Source organism: Herbidospora sp. NBRC 101105, from assembly GCF_030269205.1.
Taxonomy (GTDB): Bacteria; Actinomycetota; Actinomycetes; order Streptosporangiales; family Streptosporangiaceae; genus Herbidospora; species Herbidospora solisilvae.
Genome location: NZ_BSSX01000012.1, coordinates 23,463 through 41,692 on the forward strand (window position 1 = coordinate 23,463; position 18,230 = coordinate 41,692).

Here is an 18,230-nt window from a genome sequence, read left to right on the forward strand (position 1 = left end):
AGGAACCGCCTCGCGCCGGTGGGGATGCTGGGGGCGGAGGTGGTCGGACATGATCGACCTACTTGTGGGAAACGCCCTCAAGGCTCTGGACGAGTACGCGGCCTACACCCAGGAGCAGATCGACCACATCGTCAAGAAGGCGTCCGTCGCGGCGCTGGACGAGCATGCCGAACTCGCCGACCTGGCGGTCCGGGAGACCGGACGCGGCGTGTTCGAGGACAAGGCCGTCAAGAACCTCTTCGCCTGCGAGCACGTGACCCACAGCATGGCGGCGCTGAAGACCGTCGGGGTGATCTCCCGCGACGACATCACCGGCCTGGTCGAGATCGCCGAGCCCGTGGGGGTGATCGCCGGCATCACCCCGGTCACCAACCCGACCTCGACCACCATCTTCAAGGCCCTCATCGCGCTGAAGACGCGCAACCCGATCGTCTTCGCCTTCCACCCGGCGGCCCAGCAGTGCAGCGCCGCGGCGGCCCGGGTGGTGCGCGACGCGGCGGTGGCGGCGGGCGCGCCGGAGCACTGCGTGCAGTGGATCACCGAACCGTCGCTCCAGGCCACGACCGCGCTGATGCGGCACGACGGCGTCGCGACGATCCTGGCGACCGGCGGCAACGGCATGGTGCGCGCCGCCTACTCGGCGGGCAAGCCGGCGCTCGGCGTCGGGGCGGGCAACGTGCCCGCCTATGTGGAAGCCACGGCCGACGTGCGGCGCGCGGTGAACGACATCGTGCTGAGCAAGGCCTTCGACAACGGCATGGTGTGCGCCAGCGAGCAGGCGGTCATCCTCGACGCCGCGGTCCACGACACCGCGCTCGCGGAGTTCGCCCGGCTGCACGCCCACCTGGCCACCCCCGACGAGAAGCGAAAGCTGGAGGACCTGCTGTTCACCGCCGGGGCCATCAACCCCGACGTGGTGGGCCGCCCCGTCGAGTGGATCGCCGAGCAGGCCGGGTTCACCGTTCCGGAGGGGACTTCGATCATCCTGGCGGAGGTGGCGGGCGTCGGCCCGGCCGAGCCGCTGACCAGGGAGAAGCTCTGCCCCGTCCTCGCGGTGCTCAAGGCGGGCGACCGCCAGGAGGGCATCACGCTGGCCGAGCGCATGGTCGAGTTCGGCGGGCTCGGGCACAGCGCGGCCGTGCACACCCGCGACGCGGCGCTGGCCGAGGAGTTCGGGGAGCGGGTGAAGGCTGTGCGGATCATCTGGAACTCGCCCGCCTCGCAGGGCGGCATCGGCGACATCTACAACGCCTTCCTGCCCTCGCTCACACTGGGGTGCGGCAGCTACGGCCGCAACTCGGTGTCGCACAACATCTCGGCCGTCGACCTGCTCAACATCAAGCGCATCGGGCGGCGGACCAACAACCTCCAGTGGTTCAAGGTCCCCGCCAAGGTCTACTTCGAGCCGCACGCCATCCGCTACCTGGCCGACATGCCGGACGTCCACCGGGTGACCGTCGTGACCGACCCGACGATGACCCGCCTCGGGTACGTGGACCGGATCATCACCGTCCTGAACCGGCGGCCCGAACGGGTCGCGCTGCAGATCATCGACGACGTCGAGCCGGAACCCAGCGTCGCCACGGTGGACCGGGGCGCCGAACTCATGCGCTCCTTCAGGCCCGACACGATCGTCGCGCTGGGTGGCGGGTCGGCGATGGACGCCGCCAAGGTCATGTGGCTGCGCTACGAACACCCGGAGGTCGTCTTCGCCGACATACGGCAGAAGTTCTTCGACATCCGCAAGCGCGCCTTCCGGTTCCCGCCGCTCGGCGCGCTGGCCCGGCTGGTCTGCGTGCCCACCACGTCCGGGACGGGCGCGGAGGTGACGCCCTTCGCCGTCATCACCGACACCGCGACCGGGAAGAAGTACCCGCTGGCCGACTACGCGCTGACCCCGACCGTGGCGATCATCGACCCGGTGCTCGCCGCCGACCTGCCGCCGGTGGTCACCGCCGACAGCGGCTTCGACGCGCTCACCCACGCCATCGAGGCCTACGTGTCGGTGTACGCGAGCGACTTCACCGACGGCCTGGCCCTGCACGCGATCAAGCTGATCTTCGCCAACCTGGAACGGGCCGTCCGGAACGGCGCGGCCGATCCCGAGGCGCGGGAACGCATGCACAACGCCGGCACCATCGCCGGCATGGCGTTCGGCAACGCCTTCCTCGGCATCGTGCACGCCATGTCGCACACGCTGGGCGCCACCTTCCACATCGCCCACGGCCGGACCAACGCGGTGCTCCTCCCGCACGTCATCCGTTACAACGGCACCGTCCCCGCCAAGCCCACCGGCTGGCCCAAGTACGAGCACTACCGCGCCCCCGAACGCTTCACCGAGATCGCCCGCTCCCTCGGAATCGACGGCGGCGCCGAGGAACTGGCCCAGGCCGTCGAACGGCTGCGCGACGCCGTCGGCATCGAGCCCACCTTCCAGAAACTCGGCGTCGACGAGCGGGACTTCCTGGATGCCCTGCCCGCGCAGGCCCGCAACGCCTACGAGGACCAGTGCGCCCCCGCGAACCCGCGTATGCCGATGCTCGCCGACATGCGCGCACTCATGCGCGCCGCCTACTACGGCGCACCCCGTGGTGAGGAGTGAGAGATGTCCTACGTACGCGACTTCGCCGACGGCGGCATGGAGCTCAAGGACCTGCTCGGCGGCAAGGGCGCCAACCTCGCCGAGATGACCCGCATGGGCCTGCCCGTGCCGCCCGGCTTCACCGTCACGACCGAGGCCTGCCGGACCTACCTCAAGCTGGGGGAGACCCCCGACGGGCTGTTCGCCGAGATCGGTCGTCACCTCGACGACGTCGAGCGGGTCATGGGCCGCCGCCTCGGCGACCCGGCCGACCCGCTGCTGCTGTCGGTCCGGTCGGGCGGCAGGTCCTCCATGCCGGGGATGATGGAGACGATCCTCGACATCGGCCTCAACGACGTCACCGTCGAGGGCCTGGCCGCCGTCTCCGGCGACGAGGAGTTCGCCTGGGACTGCTACCGGCGGCTCATCTCGATGTACGGATCCACTGTCGCTCACGTGCCGCATGACCTGTTCGAGCAGGCCCACGCCACTGAGCCCGATCCACGCCGCCTGGTCGCCGCGTACAAGAGGATCTTCGCCGATCACTCCGGTGAGGAGTTCCCACAGGACCCTCAGGCCCAGCTCGAAGGGGCGGTGCTGGCCGTCTTCCGGTCATGGAACACCGAACGCGCCCGCGTCTACCGCCGGGCCGAGCACATCCCCGACGACCTCGGCACCGCCGTGAACATCATGGCCATGGTGTACGGCAACCGCGGCCCCGCCTCCGGCACCGGCGTCGCCTTCACCCGCGACCCCGCGACCGGCGCCCGCGGCGTCTACGGCGACTACCTGCAGAACGCCCAGGGCGAGGACGTCGTCGCCGGCATCCGCGACACCCTGCCGCTGAACCGGCTGGCCGAGCTCGACCGCCGGAGCTACGAGGAACTCACGGCCGCCCTCGCGACGCTGGAGGCCCGCTACCGCGACCTCTGCGACGTGGAGTTCACCATCGAGGAGGGTCGGCTGTGGCTGCTCCAGACCCGGGTGGGCAAGCGCACCGCCGCCGCGGCCTTCGTCATCGCGGCCCAGCTCGTCGACGAGGGGGTCATCACCCTCGACGAGGCCCTGCTCCGCGTCGACGGCGCACGGCTCGCCCAGCTGATGTTCCCCCGCTTCGACCTGACCGACTCGCCTCTTCCGGTGGCCACCGGAGTGCCCGCCTCGCCCGGAGCCGCCTGTGGCCGGGCCGTCTTCGACTCCCGGACGGCCACCGAGGCGCGCGGCCCCGTCATCCTGGTCCGCCGCGAGACCAACCCCGACGACCTGCCCGGCATGCTGGCCGCGACCGGCATCCTGACCAGCCACGGAGGCAAGACCTCGCACGCCGCCGTCGTCGCCCGCGGCATGGGCCGCACCTGCGTCTGCGGCGCACCGATCGAGGTCGACGAGGAACGGCGGGAGTTCCGCGCCGGAGACGCGGTGATCAGGGAAGGCGACCTGATCTCGGTCGACGGCGCGACCGGCCACGTCTACCCGGGCGAGCTGCCCGTCACGCCGTCACCCGTGGTCCGCCACTTCGACGGCGCCGTCCCCGCGGATGCCGGGCCGCTCGTCTCGGCGGTCGCCCGGTTGGTCGGCCGCGCCGACGCGGTGCGTCGTCTGGGCGTGTACGCCAACGCCGACACCCCGGAGGACGCCGCTCGTGCCCGCCGGTTCGGCGCGGCCGGGATCGGGCTGTGCCGTACCGAGCACATGTTCCTCGGAGAACGACGCCGGCTCGTCGAAAGGCTGATCATCGCCGAGGACGAGACCGAGATCCGGGCCGCGCTCGATGCGTTGCTGCCGCTCCAGCGGGCCGACTTCACCCGCATCCTGGCCGCCATGGACGGCCTGCCGGTGACGATCCGCCTGATCGACCCGCCGCTGCACGAGTTCCTGCCGTCGTACGAGGACCTCCTCGGCGCCACCGACGACCACTCCCGTGAACTGCTGGCCGCCGTGCGCCGCCTGCGGGAGACCAACCCCATGCTGGGCCTGCGCGGGGTCCGGCTCGGCCTGCTCGTCCCCGGCCTGTTCGCCATGCAGGTCAGGGCGATAGCGGAGGCGGCTGCCGAGCGCGTGGCCGCCGGAGGCCGGCCGAAGCCCGAGATCATGGTGCCCCTCGTGGGCGACGTCAGGGAACTGGCCGCTGTGAATGCGGAAGCCGTGAAGGTGCTGGACGAGATCTTCCCCGGCATCCCGATCGGCACGATGGTCGAGGTGCCGCGCGCCGCGCCGCCCTGCTGTCCCCCGAATGAGAAGAGGAACATCATGCGTGTCAACGTGCGGGACGTCATGACGGCCGACGTGGTCTCCGTGTCCGCCACCACCCCCTTCAAGGAGGTCGCCCGGACACTGGTCGGCCGCGGCATCAGCGCGGTGCCCGTCCTGGACGCCGAAGGCGTCGCCATCGGCGTCGTCTCCGAGGCCGATCTGCTCCGTAAGGAGGAGTTCCGTCATCTCTACTACCGCGAGGGCTACGAGCCCGCCGGCCGGAGCCGCCACGACCGCACGCCGGGCTTCGAGGCCAGGCGCAAGTCCGAGGCCCTGACGGCCGCCGACGTCATGACCACCCCGGTGGTCACCGTCCCGCCCGACACCCCCGCCGTGCGTGCCGCACGGGTGATGGATCAGGAGGGCGTCAGGCGGCTGCTGGTCGCCGACCAGGGCCGGGTGGTCGGCGTGGTCAGCCGGGGCGACCTGCTGCGCGTCTTCGTCCGGGACGACGCCGACCTCGTGTCCGAGATCACCGAGGAGGTCCTGGGCCCGGCCAAGTGGATCACGATGGACCGGCTCACCGTCACCGCCTCCGACGGCGTCGTCACCGTCTCCGGCCGGACCCCCACCCGCAGTGAGGCCGAACTGGCCGTGAGCATGACGCGCCGCGTCAACGGCGTCGTCGCGGTCGTCGACGAGCTCGGCTGGGACGAGGACGACCTGCCCGCGTGGCGGGGACGGCGATGACCAAGGACACCCGTCCCGGGGACCTGCGGCTCTGCCCGCCTGCGCCGGGCCGGGATCGAATGGAATCGAGCACAGCACACCAGGAGGTGGAGCGATGAGCACACTCACGCGCCGGGACAAGGGGATCATCCCCGAGATCTTCGAGCTGCTGGAGACCCCGTTCCTGGGGGTCCGCCCTCTGCGGCTGGAGGGGGTCGTCCGTGACGGGCGTTACGTCCTGCGCGCCGAACTCCCCGGCATCGACCCGGAGGACGTCGAGGTCACCCTCACGAGCGGCGTTCTGACGATCCACGCCGAGCGGCACCGCGAGGACACCGACGCCGTCCACACCGAGTTCAGGTACGGCAGCCTGACCCGGTCGGTAACCCTCCCGCAGGGAGCGCAGGAGACCGACGCGACCGCCGTCTACGACAAGGGCATCTTGGAGATCACCCTCAAGTTGTCCGACACCAAGGAAGCGGAAACCCGCATCCCGGTCACCGTCCCCAAGTAGTCACCCCGTAACGCGGCCCGCCCTTCACCGGGCGGGCCATGGAGGACCAGGATCATGCGTACCAAGGTGCAGGACATCATGACCGTCGAGGTCGTGACCGTCGGCGCGGACATGACGTTCAAGGACGTGGCTCATACCCTGCTGAGCAACCGCGTCAGCGCCGTCCCGGTGGTCGACGTGGACAACCGTGTCTTGGGGGTCGTCTCCGAGGCCGATCTGATGCGCAAGACGGAGTTCCAGGACGAGTACAGACAGCCGTGGAAGGTACGGCTTCGCCACCGGCTGTCCCCGGAGGGCGCCCACCCGGCGGACAAGGCCGACGCGCTCACGGCCGCGGATCTGATGACCGCTCCCGCGCGGACCGTGCGTCCGGAGTCCTCGGTGGCCGCCGCGGCCCGCCAGATGGACGAATTCGGCGTCAAACGGCTCGTGGTCACCCTGGACGACGGGGTCGTGCGCGGCCTTCTCAGCCGGGCCGACCTCCTCAAGGTCTTCGTCCGCCCCGACGCCGATCTGGTGCGGGAGGTGCGGCATGACGTGCTCGGCCGTTATCTGTGGGTCGACACCTCCGACGTCAGGGTCAGCGCCGACCGGGGCGTCGTCACCCTCAGCGGCGCCATCGGCAGGCACAGCGACGCCGAGATCGCCGTCCGGCTCACCCACCGGGTGGACGGCGTGGTCGACGTCGTCAACGAACTGGAATGGCAGCAGGACGACCTGCGCACCCGCCATGCCCGGACGGCGTAGCCGCTCACGCATCAGGCCCCGGTCCGCCGACCGGGGCCTGATCGCATTGTGGGGTCATCACGCCTGGCGGGGCCGACGCCACCGTCGGTCGGCGACCAGCCAGTCGTCGCCCCACCGGGTGAGGCGGCGACGGTCGAGAAAGAAGCGCACCCACATGTACACCACCGCCAGCAACCCGGCGGCCGTCAACGCGGTACCCAACCCGGTGATGCCCGCCGCCAGGGCGAGTTCCTGCGGGTCTCTCGGGCGCGGGGCGATCTCGTGACGCCCGTCGAGCCACACCTGGCGGATGGTGTCCGCCTGGCTCGCCGGAGGAGCCAGGCCCTTCCCCACGACGACCGCGCCGTCGGGCGACCGCCACCGGCCGGTGGTGTACCGGATGACCACCAGCGCCCGCCCCGGGGGAGCGGCCGCTTCCGCGCGGACCCCGCTCTCGTACATGGCGGAGGCGATCCACACGGCCGGCCACAAGGACAGCAGCGCCAGCGAAACGAGCACGGCGACGACGGCCGCCTCCCACCGGTCCGAGGACCGGCGTAACGGATTCCGGTCGGGCCGGTACAACCGGACCACCCTCATGATCAGATCGGCCGATCTCATGGCCATGCCCTCCCCGGCCGGTCAGAGAGCCGAGGTCGTCTCGGCCAGAGCACGCCCCCACTCGAACGCGCGGGCCGCCTCGATCTCCTCGAGCGGCCCCTTGGTGCCGGTGACGTAGAAGCTCGCCGGCGCCGCGATGAGGATCATCCGATGGCGCCGCAACGCCTTGTGGACGCCTTTCGCCGCCGAGCCCGGCAGATAGGCCGCCCTGAGCCGGGTGTCGAAGGCCGCCGCCGCGATCGGCTTGTTCACCTGCAGGGCGGTCAGCCACTCGCGCACTCCGCCGCCCTTGGAGACGAGGCCCTCCGGGGCCTGTTCGAGTGCCGACTTGCGGGTGCTCGCCCGCGACATGCCGAACGCGTGCGTGGGGCCGCCGACCACGAGAAGCCCGACTTCGTCGGGGATGACAGTGGGCGCCGTCCCGACCTCGACGACCTCGGCCGGCATGGAGTCGCCCAGGCCCCGCGCCACTTCCTCGGCGATCTTCATGGTGTTGCCGAACATGGACTCGCAGACGACAAGCGCACGCATGGCGCCCATCTCCCCTCGTGGGAAAGACCTCGACTTGGCGCTCTCAGTCTCGGAGGCGGGCCGAGGGACGCGTCAGTGCCGAAGACCCCCAGGAACCAGGACTTTGGACCATCGCGTAGGCCGCGTGATCGCAGTGGCGGCCCGTCCAGCCATGAGGCGTCGATCGCTGCGACCGACGCGACCGATGCACCTGAGCCAATCCCGACGCCCGCCCCGGCTGCGTCCCGAGGTTCCCGGGAGGACAAGACCGAAGGGAACTTCGTGACGGCGCGGCCAGGAGCGCTGGTGATGGCCCCCGCCGGGGGGCCACGAGGTCCCCGGTGTCAACGAGAGGCGCTGAGGACTCCCGTGTGGTGCAGGTGATCGCGGGCGGCGGCGATGGCCTCAGGCGTGGTGTCCAGGACCTGGCCGGCGGCGTCCAGGCGGGCGATCACGCCCAGGGCGTGCAGCGGCTGGTGATGGCCGTCACGGATGCCGGAGACGTAGACGGTGATGCCACGCCGCTGGAGTCGTTCGATCGCGTCGGCGAGTACCAGCGCACCGCTGGCGTCGACCGTGGTGACCCGGGACATGCGCAGGATGACAACCGAGACGTCGGCGACCTGCGACAGTTGCAGCAGGAAGCGGTGAGCGGCGGCGAAGAACAGCGGCCCGTCCAGCCGGTAGGCGACGATGTGCTCGGCGAGCAGGGCGTGTTCCTCCTCGGTGTGGTCCTCCGGCAGGTCCGGCTTCAGCGGCACGGCGTCCAGCCGCACGTCGCGGGCCACCGCACGCAGGGCCAGCGCGCCGGCCACGACCAGGCCGAGGACGACGGCCAGCACCAGGTCCAGGGCCAGCGTCGCGACCGCGGTGAGCACCAGTACCAGCGCGTCACCTCGGGTGGAGCGGATCATCGCAGCGACGGATCCGGCCTCGACCATCCGGATGGCGGTGGCCAGCAGCACCCCGGCCAGCGCGGCCAGGGGAATGCGGGCGACCAGGCCCGCCGCGCTGAAGACGATCACTCCGAGGATGGCGGCGTGCGCCAGCGCGGCAAGCCGGGAGGAGGCGCCGGAGCGCACGTTGACGGCGGTGCGCGCGATCGCGCCGGTCGCCGGGACCCCGCCGAACAGCGGTGCGGCCAGATTGGCCAGTCCTTGGCCGAACAGTTCGCGGTCGGGGTCGTGCCGGTGCTGGACGCTCATGCCGTCGGCGACCGCGGCCGACAGCAGGGACTCCAAGCCTGCCAACGCGGCGACCGCGACGGCGGGGGCGACGAGGGAGCCCAGCGTGTCGAGGTCGAGGAAGTCCAGCGACGGGGCGGGCAGCCCGGCGGGCAGCGCTCCGATCCGGGCCACGTCCAGGCCGGTCAGTTCGGCGGCGGCCGTGGCGGCGGCCACCGCGATCAGGGAGAAGGGCACGCCCGGCCGCCACCGGACGCCGGCCAGCATGAGCACCGCCACCCCCGCCGCGATGACCGGCGCCTGCCAGTCGGGCGCCGTCAGGAAGTCACGGGCGGCCTGCCAGGCCACCACGACGACCTTCTCTCCCTCACCCGGGCTCACGCCGAGCGCGGCGGGGATCTGCTGCAGGCCGATCACGCAGGCGATGCCGACGGTGAAGCCCTCGACCACGGGAGCCGGCACGAGCGCCATGTACCTACCGGCGCGAGCCAGCGCCAACGCCAGCAGCAGGAGCCCGGCCAGCACTCCGACGGCCAGCACCCCGGACGCGCCGTGCGCGTGCATGATCGGCACCAGCACCACCGTCATGGCCCCCGTCGGGCCCGACACCTGCAGCGCCGAACCGCCGAAGAAGGCGGCCACCGCGCCGGCGACCACCGCGGTGGCCAGCCCCGCCTCCGCGCCCATCCCCGAGGAGATGCCGAATCCGAGGGCCAGTGGGAGTGCGACGATCGCCACGGTCAGCCCCGCCAGCAAGTCCCTGCGGGGATGACGGCCCATGGCGGCCAGTTCGGCGCGTTCGGGCAGCACCGATCGCAGGCGCGACCAGCCCGCCAGGATCCGGCTGTTCACGCGCTCGTCTCGGCCTTCTCCTCGCGCGACTCCGCCCGCAGCTCACTCAGCAGCTCGCTCTGCCCTGACAGCTTCTCGGTCAGCAGTTCGCGGGCGGCCCGCAGGAGCCCCGCCACCTGTCCGCCCGCCAGCGCGTACACCACGGTGGCCCCGTCCCGCTGAGCGGTCACCAGCCCGGAGCGGCGCAGCACCGCCAGGTGCTGCGACAGCCCTGTCGGCTCCACGTCGATCGCCGAAAGCAGCTCCCGGACAGGCATCGGCCCGTCCTGGAGCAGTTCCAGGACGCGGATCCGCACCGGGTGCCCCATCAGCCGGAAAAGTTCCGCCTTGGCCTGGTAGAGGGGAACCGACATCACGCCTCCACCTCGTCACCCTCGACGGCCTCCCGGGGGTCGTCGCCTCCGGGCAGGAGCACGGAATGCGCGCGTGCCAGGCGTCGCACGTCGTCCCACTCTTCCTCGGCCAGCAGCACGGCATGGGCGTCACCGTTCCGGTAGGCGGCCCGCAGCGCCTGCGGGGCCACACCGGCCCGTGCCCGGATGGCGGCGGCAACGGCTGTGCTCACCACGCGTCTCCTTCCGTCGCCCCAACCGCACGATCTCAGTTCCGCAGTTGAGTAATTACGATTTTTCGCAATAGCGACAGTTTAGTCCTCGCGGGACCGGGGTCGACGCGGCAGGTTCGTCCCAGCACATGTTCGACGGGTGGGCCACCTCAGATGGTTCAACCGTGAGATCGGCCGGGCAACACCGTCCCATCGATCGCGGCGTCGCCGGTCACGAGCGTGGGATCTAGTCAGCGGTGGGTCACCCGGCGTTCTTCCAGGGGCGCTCGATGGGGAACCTGGCGGGGACGATCGTCGCGCACCTTGAGGAATCCGCGTAGAACGGTTCATGTCGGAATGGCCTTTCGGCTTCACCTGTGGCGGCAGGAGGAAACGCAGTGGACGACGACGTCCGCCGGCGAAGCGGGCTCGATGGCGGTCACGATGGTCAGGCCAGAGTCCGTCGAGCGCCTCCTTCATGGTGCGCTGGTGACTGGGGTCGTCACCGCGGTGGCCGGATTCCCGGCCGCCGTAGGGCAGCAGCCACTGCGGGGTCATCGGCCTGCCGCCTGGCCAGGCCACTTCTATACGCCGTGCAGCGGGGACGCTCCATGCGCGCAGGAGCGAGGGAACGGCCTCCGGTAGCGGAGCCCAGCCGCCGAAGCGGGGACCGAGGAACTCGTCGGCTTGCAGCGGATGGGCCTCGAACACGCCGTTGGGGTCGTGGCGGGTGACCTGCCAGCGCGCCGGTGGCAGGAGCGGGTCGCTCTCGCGCTGGGCATGGTCGTCGCGCCGTTGGGCGCGCGTGGCCAATTCGGCGTTGAGATCGCGATCCCGCACCTGCTGCAGGCGGCGCAGGGTGGGCGGCTCCCATGGATCTCCTTCAGTTTCGGGCATCGCCTCGATGGCACGGCGCAGATGCGTCACGGTGCTGTGCAGATCATCGGCCTGGGTGCGTTCGTGCTTCAGGGTGAGGCTGCGGCCGTCGAGGGCGGCGAGGATCTCCGCGACGTTCGCCTGCTGGTGGGCGGCCAGCAGGAGCATCTCGCGCTCCCACTGCGGTGCCCTCCTGCGGTCGTCGTCGGTGAACAGGGCGCTGGGCGAGCGGTGTCTGCGGGCGGCGCGGTGCGGGCCGAGGGTGTGCTCTGTTTCGATCAGGACCAGCAGGTTGCCGGTGAGGTCCGCGGTGAGGAAACGTTCGCTGATCCAGGTGAGGATCAGGGCCGCCGCGGCCAGGGCGACGCGGTGCGTGTGCGGCAGGCGGGTGCGTCCATCGCGGCGGCGGCATTGGTGTCCCGCCGGGGCCTGGCAGGCCGGACAGCCAAGGGAAGCGGGCACATCGCCCACCATCACCCGCCCGCGAGCCGTGGGCAACCCCGCAAACGCATAAGTGGCCCCGCAGGTGGGTCGTCGGCTCTCAGATCACCGCTCCCATTCGCCGTGTTGATCATTTGCTGCACGTTCGCGACCTGCTAAATCTAAATTCTTTTAGAATTCCCAGAATTCCTCCATGGCCCCCGAGTGAAGGTGAAAGATATTCATCCCAGCCGATTGACCTGCGATGACGCTTCCGACAGTTGACGCTAACACTTGCCGTGCGTAGGCTCGCCATGTCGACTCGCAATTTCGCGCGAGATTATTGACTTCTTTCGCGCATATCGAAAGTGGTGAATGGTCATGCCCATCGATCACGCCGCCCTGGATGCCGTCATACAGGACACCATCGCCCCGCAGGCCGCGGAAACCGACCGTTCCGGCGCCTTCCCCAGGGCGAGCATCGACGCTCTGGGGAAGGCGGGGCTGCTCGGCCTGATCAGCGCCGAAGAGGTCGGCGGCCAGGGTGAGAGCATGCAGGCCGCCGCCGAAGTGATCGAGCGGGTGGCGGGGGTGTGCGGGTCGACCGCGATGGTGCTGCTGATGCACTACTCCGCCACGGCTCTCATCGAGGCGCACGGCGAGCGCGCCACCCGGGAGGCGATCGCCGGGAACAGCCACCTGACCACGCTGGCCTTCTCCGAGACAGGTTCGCGCAGCCACTTCTGGGCGCCGCTGGGCACCGCCGAGGCCGACGGCGAGAATGTGCGGCTCCACTCCGACAAGAGCTGGGTGACCGCCGCCGGGGAGGCCGACAGCTACGTGTGGTCGAGCCGGCCGCTGGCCGCCGAGGGGCCGATGACCATCTGGCTGGTGGCCAGTGACGAGGGTGGGCTTCAGGTCGGCGGGCCCTTCGACGGGTTCGGGTTACGCGGCAACGCCTCCAATCCCATCAAGGGCCACGGCGTCACGATTCCCCGCTCGTCCATGCTGGGCGTCGACGGCGAGGGGCTCAACCAGGCGCTGGCTTCGGCGCTGCCGTTCTTCCTGGTGCTGAACGCATCCTTCTCTCTCGGCCTTATGGAGGCCCTGGTCGCCAAGGCCCACGACCACCTCGTCGGGGCCCGCCTCGACCATCTCGGGCAATCACTCGCCGAGCAGCCGCAGCTGCGTGCCGCGTTCGCGCAGTTGCGCACCCGCACCGACACCGTGCGCACCTTCCGCGACGACACCCTCGCCGCGCTCGGCGCCGGACGCGCGGACGCGACCTTGCGGGTGCTTCAGGTCAAGGCCGTCGCCGGTGAGGCCGCAGCGGAGGTCGCCGACGGGGTGATGCGCGTCTGTGGCGGCTCGGCCTTCCGCAAGTCCACCGGGGTCGAGCGGCTCTTCCGCGACTCGCTCGCCGCCCGGGTGATGGCCCCGACCACCGAGGCCCTGCACGACTTCGTCGGACGGGCCACGCTCGGCCTGCCGCTGTTCTAGGAAGGCGCGGACGATGACTCTTCTCATGGGTGCGGTGGCCTACGACCCCAAGGTCGTCACCATCTGGGGTGGGTTCCGGTCGTGGCTGAACGACAACGGGCTGCCCTTCGACTTCGTCCTGTACTCCCAGTACGAGCGCCAGGCCGAAGACCTGGCCGCCGGCCGGATCGACGCGGCGTGGAACTCGCCGCTGTCGTGGATCCGCAGCCGCCGCCTGGCGCAGGCCAGGGGCCGCACACTCACTCCGCTCGTCATGCGGGACACCGATCGTGATCTCAGGTCGCTGATCGTCGTACGGGCCGATTCTCCCTTCAAGGACGTGGCCGACCTCAAGGGCGAGACCGTCGCGGTCGGCGCGGTCGACTCCCCGCAGGCCACCCTGCTGCCGCTGTCCTACCTGGCCTCCCAGAACGTGCAGGTCGACGTCCGCCGTTTCGACGTGGGCGTCGGGCTGCACGGCGACCACATCGGCGGTGAGCGGGACGCCGCCCGCGCGTTGGTGTCGGGCACCGTCGCCGCCGCGTGCATGATCGACTCCAACCACCTGCTGTTCGGCAAGGAGGGCACCCTTCCCGCCGGTTCGACCCGGGTCATCGGCCAGACCGAGCCCTTCGACCACTGCAACATGACCGTGGGCGAGACCGTGTCCGACCAGACGAGGGCCGACTTCGCCGAACTGCTGCTGTCGATGTCGTACACCGACCCGAAGGTGCGGCCGCTGTTCGACCTGGAGGGGCTGACCCGCTGGGAGCCGGGCCGCGTCAGCGGCTACCCGCCACTGGAGAGGGCCGTCGACGAGACCGGTTTCTACGACGCGGCCGGAGCCGTCACCGCCGCCGATTACCGGCCATGATGCTCGACCTGGGCGACCTGGGTTTTGAACAGGGCGCCCACATCCTGCTGCAGCGGGCGCTCGGCCCGCTGCGGCCGGGGGAGCGGCTCGGTGTCGCGGGGCTCGATCCGGCGCTGGTCATGCACGTCGAGGTGTGGTGCCGGGCGAAGGGGCACCTCACCCGGCGTGCGGACGACAACGACGACGGGATCAGGGTCTGGGTCACCCGGGGTCGCGCCGACCTCGATCGGTGGGTGCACGCCGAACGCGCCGGCGGGCCCTCGCCGCACGGCATCGTCAACGAGCCGCCGGCCCACTGGGGGCTCGCCGCCCGGGGGGCGCTCGTCGAGCCGGGCGGGCCGCCGATCGCCGCCGACCTCGCCTCCAGGGAACTCGTCTGGGCCGACCTGGCCCCCAGCCTGTACGCCAACGCGGCGGCCTCCCAGTGGGATCCGGCCACCGCCATCGCCTGGGACGCCCCGGTCGACCTGGTGCCGGAGATCGAACGCGCCGTCGTGCAGGTCATGACGTTCCTGGTGGAGAACGAGCAGGCCGCGCTGGTGGTCCCGGCCCGGCTGCTGGCCCGCATCCACCCGCACTTCCGCGAGGTGCTGCAACTGCTGGCGGTGCAGGCCGCCGACGAGGCCCGCCACGTCGAGGTCTTCACCCGGCGGGCACTGCTGACCGGCGGCGAAATGGGCACCTCGTCGGTCAGCGGCCGGGAGTCCCTGGCCACCCTGTTGCGGGAGCCCGACTTCTCGATGGCCTCGTTCCTGCTGTCGGTCCTCGGCGAGGGTAGCTTCCTCAACCTGCTGACCTTCATCGACCGCAACGCCCCCGACCCGGTGACCCGCCAGGTAGCCCGCATGGCGCGGCAGGACGAGGCCCGCCACGTCGCCTTCGGCGTCGCCCACCTCCAGCACCAGGGCACCCTCGACCGCACCCTTCTGGGTCGGTTGCGCGGCGCGATCGAACAGCGGCACGAGACCCTGATCTCCAGCGCAGGGCTAAACCAGGACGTCTTCGACTCCCTGGTCGTGCTGGCCGCCGGAGAGTGGAGCCCGGCCGGGATCAGACGAGGTTACGCCGCGGTGCAACAACTCCAGGCGGAGATGGACGAGGGCCGCCAGCACCGACTGGTGCGCCTCGGATTCCCCCACGACGAGGCGGCCGAGTTGTCGGCCCTGCACACCAGGAACTTCATGTGATCTCCTCCCGGCACCACCGGGCGACCGACATATACGGTTCCAGCCGGGCCGACTCTTCCAGCGACCGCAGGTAGCCGAGGGCCCATGGCCGCACGTGGTCGTCGAGCAGTTCCTCGGCGACCGGCCCAGAACCGAGATGGTGGAGCAGGGCCAGTTCCACCCCGAGGTGGTCGAGGGCGAGCACGGCGAAGCCCGGCGGCACCACCACGTCGAGACCGTGCCGGGCGGCGAACTCCTTCAGCCGTTGCTCGGCACGGCCGCCGATCATCGGCTCGCCCCGCCGCACCGACGCGTACGGCGGGCAGACCGGGCGTGGCCCGACGAACAGACGGCAGAACTCGGCCGACAGGTCCTCCAGCGGCTCGGGGCAACCGAGCGCCTCCCGCAGCGGGGCGTCGATCTCGGTGCTGACCAGCCGTGACATCAGCAGGATCACGTCGCCGTTCACGCGCCGCCCTCGATCCTTCGGACCGTGACCATCGTGTCGTGGTAGGCCTGCTGGCCCGACACCGGGTCGGGATAGATGGGCAGGATGTCGTTCTGCGCGACGCTCAGCGAGCCCGCCCACCAGACCCGCCCGTGGTCGGGCGGCTCGTGGCCGGCCAGCGTCGTGCGGTCGCGGCCGTTGGAGGCGACCGGACCGCCGGTGGTCCGGCCGGCGTTGTGGGCGATGGCGATGACCTGCGGGTGGATGCCCTCGGTCAGGTGGACGCGGGTGCGCAGCGAGCCGAGCTGGGAGCCGTCGCCGCGCGGCACCTCCGGATCGATGGGTCGGTAGCTGGTGACCTCGATCCAGTCGCCGTGGGCCAGCCCGAGCCCGGCCGCGGTGGCCGGGTTCAGCCAGGCCGGGTTGGTGTGCGAGATCTCCTGGAGCCACTTCGACTGCAGAGTGCGGTGGGCGTTGTGCACGTTCCACTTGAAGCTGATCATGATGAGCCGACCCTGGGCGAGCTGTTCGCGGTGGCCGGGGATAGGTTCGTAGACCGGCAGCGGGGAGATCGTGCGGTCGGCCTCCCGCCCCCGGTCGTTGACGAACTGGCTGTGCACCTCGACCTTGCGCGACGGGGTGCCGAAACCGCGCCTGGCCACCCCGTCGACCATGACCCCGATCGCGCCCTCCGGGCCGTGGATCACCCCGTCTTCCGTAAGGGTGCCCTTCAGCTCCTCGGCGGTGAGCTCCTTCTCGTACGGGAGATAGTTGGGCTTCTTCGCCGGGTCGACGTGGACGCCCGCCTCCCGCATGCGGCCGAAGCCGCCCGGAACGGGGGCGAAGTACTGCTCGAAGTACTCCTCCTGAGTGGCCCACGGGAAGTAGTCCTCCATGCCGCCGCCGATGCGCCGGGCCAGCTCGGGGAAGATCTCCCGCAGGTCCTTCGACTCGCCCAGCGGCGCGACGACGGGCTGCCGCAGGCCGACGTAGTCGACCAGGCCCTGGGGCGGGCGGGAGTCGATGTCCCACCGTTCCAGATAGGTCGTCCACGGCAGGATGATGTCGGCCAGGTTCGAGGTCTCCGACGCCATCACGTCGAGGCAGACGTGGAACGGCACGAGTTCCTCGTCGGCCAGCACCTCGCGCACCAGGTTCGCCTCCGGCCACGCCCACGCCTGGTCGCAGTTGTAGGTCATCAGCGCTGAGATCTTCTGTCGGCGTTCCCTGATCCACAGGTAGACGATCTCGCCGACCCGCATCTTGTTGCCCTGCCAGGCGTTGGCCAGCGGCCAGTCCTTCGCCTCGGCGATCAGGCTGCGCGCGGTCGGCTTGGGCGCGATCGGTCCCGGCTCGGGCAGCGCCTTCTTGTCCCAGGCGCTCATCGGGTGCCAGCACCAGCCGCCCTCCTTGCCCATGTTGCCGACCAGGGCGTTGAGCACGGTGATGGCGCGGTCGTTGTGGAAACCGTTGCGGTGGGCGGCCGAGCCCCGGTTGCAGATCGTGGTGCAGCGCGGCGCGGCTGCGGCGAACTCGCGGGCGATGCGCCGGATCGCCTCGGCGGGCACGCCGCTCTCGGCCTCCGCCATTTCAGGGGTGTACGCCCTGACGTGCTCGGCGTACTTCTCGGCCGGGTAGTTCGTCCACCGGTCGAACCACTCCCGGTCCCACAGCCCTTCCTCGCAGATGACGTTCGAGATGGCCAGGGCGATCAGGCCGTCGGTGCCGGGGCGGACGGCGTACCACTCGTCGGAGAGGGCGGCGGTGTTCGACAGCCGGGCGTCGAAGGTGACGATCTTGGCGCCGCGTTCACGGGCCAGCATCATCCGGGTCGCGACCGGGATGTGGCCCTGGTGGGCCTCGGCCCAGTTGCTGCCGAAGTTGAGGATGTAGCGGCTGTTCTCGTAGTCGCCGAGGTCCCAGTCGGAGTCGCCGATCGTGGTCAGGATCGCGGCCCGCCGGTTGAGCGAGCACAACGCGCGGTGGTTGAAGGCCGAGGGGGTGCCGAAGGCGTCCAGGAAGCGGGTCACGATGTCGGCCGAGCGGTTGCGGCCCTGCTGGAAGGCGAACTCCTCCGGGCGTCCGCTCTCCCGGATCGCCCGCAGCCGGTCGGCGATCTCCGTGTACGCCTCCTCCCAGGTGATGCGCCGCCACCGGCCCTCGCCCCGGCGGCCGACCCGTTTGAGCGGGTAGAGCAGGCGGCTGGGGTCGTACAGGATCGACGGGCCGGCCACCCCTTTGGCGCAGACCGCGCCCCGGCTGTTGGGGTCGGCCGGGTTGCCTTCGATCGTGAGCAGCCGGCCGTCGCGGACGTTGGCGATGATGCCGCAGGCGGTCGTGCACATCTGGCACATCGAGGCGACGCGGCGCACCGCGCCGACGGTCTTCCCTGCGGCGCGGGGCTCGGTGGCGATCCGGTGCACGACCTCGATGCCGCCCAGCCCGGCCGCGCCGACTCCGGCGACGGCGGCGGCCCGCAGCAGGTCACGCCGGGTCAAGGTCCACGTTGACAT

The 18,230-nt window shown here is 70.9% G+C and carries 15 protein-coding genes; 7 read left to right on the plus strand and 8 right to left on the minus strand.

What is annotated here, in order from left to right; all coding sequences use genetic code 11:
• Positions 1-49: 49 nt before the first annotated feature.
• The 4 genes from adhE (at position 50) to QSK34_RS37180 (ending at position 6,764) form a co-directional block, all read left to right on the plus strand.
• Positions 50-2,602, plus strand: a complete 2,553-nt coding sequence (adhE, locus tag QSK34_RS37165) for a bifunctional acetaldehyde-CoA/alcohol dehydrogenase (protein ID WP_285591476.1) — start codon at positions 50-52, stop codon at positions 2,600-2,602.
• 3 nt (positions 2,603-2,605) lie between these two features.
• On the plus strand, positions 2,606-5,524 hold the full coding sequence (ppdK, locus tag QSK34_RS37170) for a pyruvate, phosphate dikinase (RefSeq protein ID WP_285591477.1): 2,919 nt from the start codon (positions 2,606-2,608) through the stop codon (positions 5,522-5,524).
• A 94-nt stretch (positions 5,525-5,618) separates the two neighbouring features.
• Positions 5,619-6,017, plus strand: coding sequence for an Hsp20/alpha crystallin family protein (locus QSK34_RS37175; RefSeq protein ID WP_285591478.1), 399 nt, complete (start codon positions 5,619-5,621; stop codon positions 6,015-6,017).
• A 54-nt stretch (positions 6,018-6,071) separates the two neighbouring features.
• Positions 6,072-6,764, plus strand: a complete 693-nt coding sequence (locus tag QSK34_RS37180; RefSeq protein WP_285591479.1) for a CBS domain-containing protein — start codon at positions 6,072-6,074, stop codon at positions 6,762-6,764.
• 57 nt (positions 6,765-6,821) lie between these two features.
• On the opposite strand, the gene QSK34_RS37185 is transcribed toward QSK34_RS37180, so the two are convergent.
• The 6 genes from QSK34_RS37185 to QSK34_RS37210 all read right to left on the minus strand — a co-directional run bounded on the left by QSK34_RS37185 (position 6,822) and on the right by QSK34_RS37210 (position 11,804).
• A complete protein-coding gene (locus QSK34_RS37185) occupies positions 6,822-7,364 on the minus strand; it encodes a hypothetical protein (protein WP_285591480.1) in 543 nt (180 codons plus the stop codon).
• 21 nt (positions 7,365-7,385) lie between these two features.
• A complete protein-coding gene (locus QSK34_RS37190; RefSeq protein WP_285591481.1) occupies positions 7,386-7,895 on the minus strand; it encodes a flavodoxin family protein in 510 nt (169 codons plus the stop codon).
• A gap of 323 nt (positions 7,896-8,218) precedes the next feature.
• Positions 8,219-9,838, minus strand: coding sequence for a SulP family inorganic anion transporter (locus QSK34_RS37195; protein ID WP_502875569.1), 1,620 nt, complete (start codon positions 9,836-9,838; stop codon positions 8,219-8,221).
• A 68-nt stretch (positions 9,839-9,906) separates the two neighbouring features.
• Entirely contained in the window at positions 9,907-10,263 is a 357-nt protein-coding gene (locus QSK34_RS37200; RefSeq protein WP_161483023.1) for an ArsR/SmtB family transcription factor, read from the minus strand.
• Positions 10,263-10,475: a hypothetical protein gene (locus QSK34_RS37205; protein ID WP_285591483.1), complete on the minus strand. Its 213-nt coding sequence runs from the start codon at positions 10,473-10,475 to the stop codon at positions 10,263-10,265. Before QSK34_RS37205 ends, QSK34_RS37200 begins: the two co-directional genes overlap by 1 nt.
• An 81-nt stretch (positions 10,476-10,556) precedes the next feature.
• Positions 10,557-11,804 carry a zinc finger domain-containing protein gene (locus tag QSK34_RS37210; protein WP_285591484.1) on the minus strand — a complete coding sequence of 416 codons (1,248 nt, stop codon included), beginning with the start codon at positions 11,802-11,804 and terminating at the stop codon, positions 10,557-10,559.
• A gap of 327 nt (positions 11,805-12,131) precedes the next feature.
• Between QSK34_RS37210 and QSK34_RS37215 the strand changes: the two genes are divergently transcribed.
• The 3 genes from QSK34_RS37215 to QSK34_RS37225 are packed head-to-tail and all read left to right on the plus strand — an operon-like array spanning position 12,132 to position 15,290.
• Positions 12,132-13,250 (plus strand): acyl-CoA dehydrogenase family protein, encoded by a 1,119-nt coding sequence (locus tag QSK34_RS37215; protein ID WP_285591485.1) that lies wholly within the window; start codon positions 12,132-12,134, stop codon positions 13,248-13,250.
• Positions 13,251-13,263: 13 nt separating this feature from the next.
• The gene (locus QSK34_RS37220; protein ID WP_285591486.1) at positions 13,264-14,103 is read left to right on the plus strand and encodes a phosphate/phosphite/phosphonate ABC transporter substrate-binding protein; all 840 of its coding nucleotides are present in this window, start codon (positions 13,264-13,266) and stop codon (positions 14,101-14,103) included.
• Positions 14,100-15,290 (plus strand): ferritin-like domain-containing protein, encoded by a 1,191-nt coding sequence (locus tag QSK34_RS37225; protein ID WP_285591487.1) that lies wholly within the window; start codon positions 14,100-14,102, stop codon positions 15,288-15,290. The genes QSK34_RS37220 and QSK34_RS37225 overlap by 4 nt, the downstream gene beginning before the upstream one ends.
• Here QSK34_RS37225 and QSK34_RS37230 read toward each other — a convergent pair.
• Positions 15,283-15,738 (minus strand): TorD/DmsD family molecular chaperone, encoded by a 456-nt coding sequence (locus QSK34_RS37230; protein WP_285591488.1) that lies wholly within the window; start codon positions 15,736-15,738, stop codon positions 15,283-15,285. The genes QSK34_RS37225 and QSK34_RS37230 overlap by 8 nt on opposite strands.
• Positions 15,735-18,230 carry a molybdopterin-containing oxidoreductase family protein gene (locus tag QSK34_RS37235; protein WP_285591489.1) on the minus strand — a complete coding sequence of 832 codons (2,496 nt, stop codon included), beginning with the start codon at positions 18,228-18,230 and terminating at the stop codon, positions 15,735-15,737. Before QSK34_RS37235 ends, QSK34_RS37230 begins: the two co-directional genes overlap by 4 nt.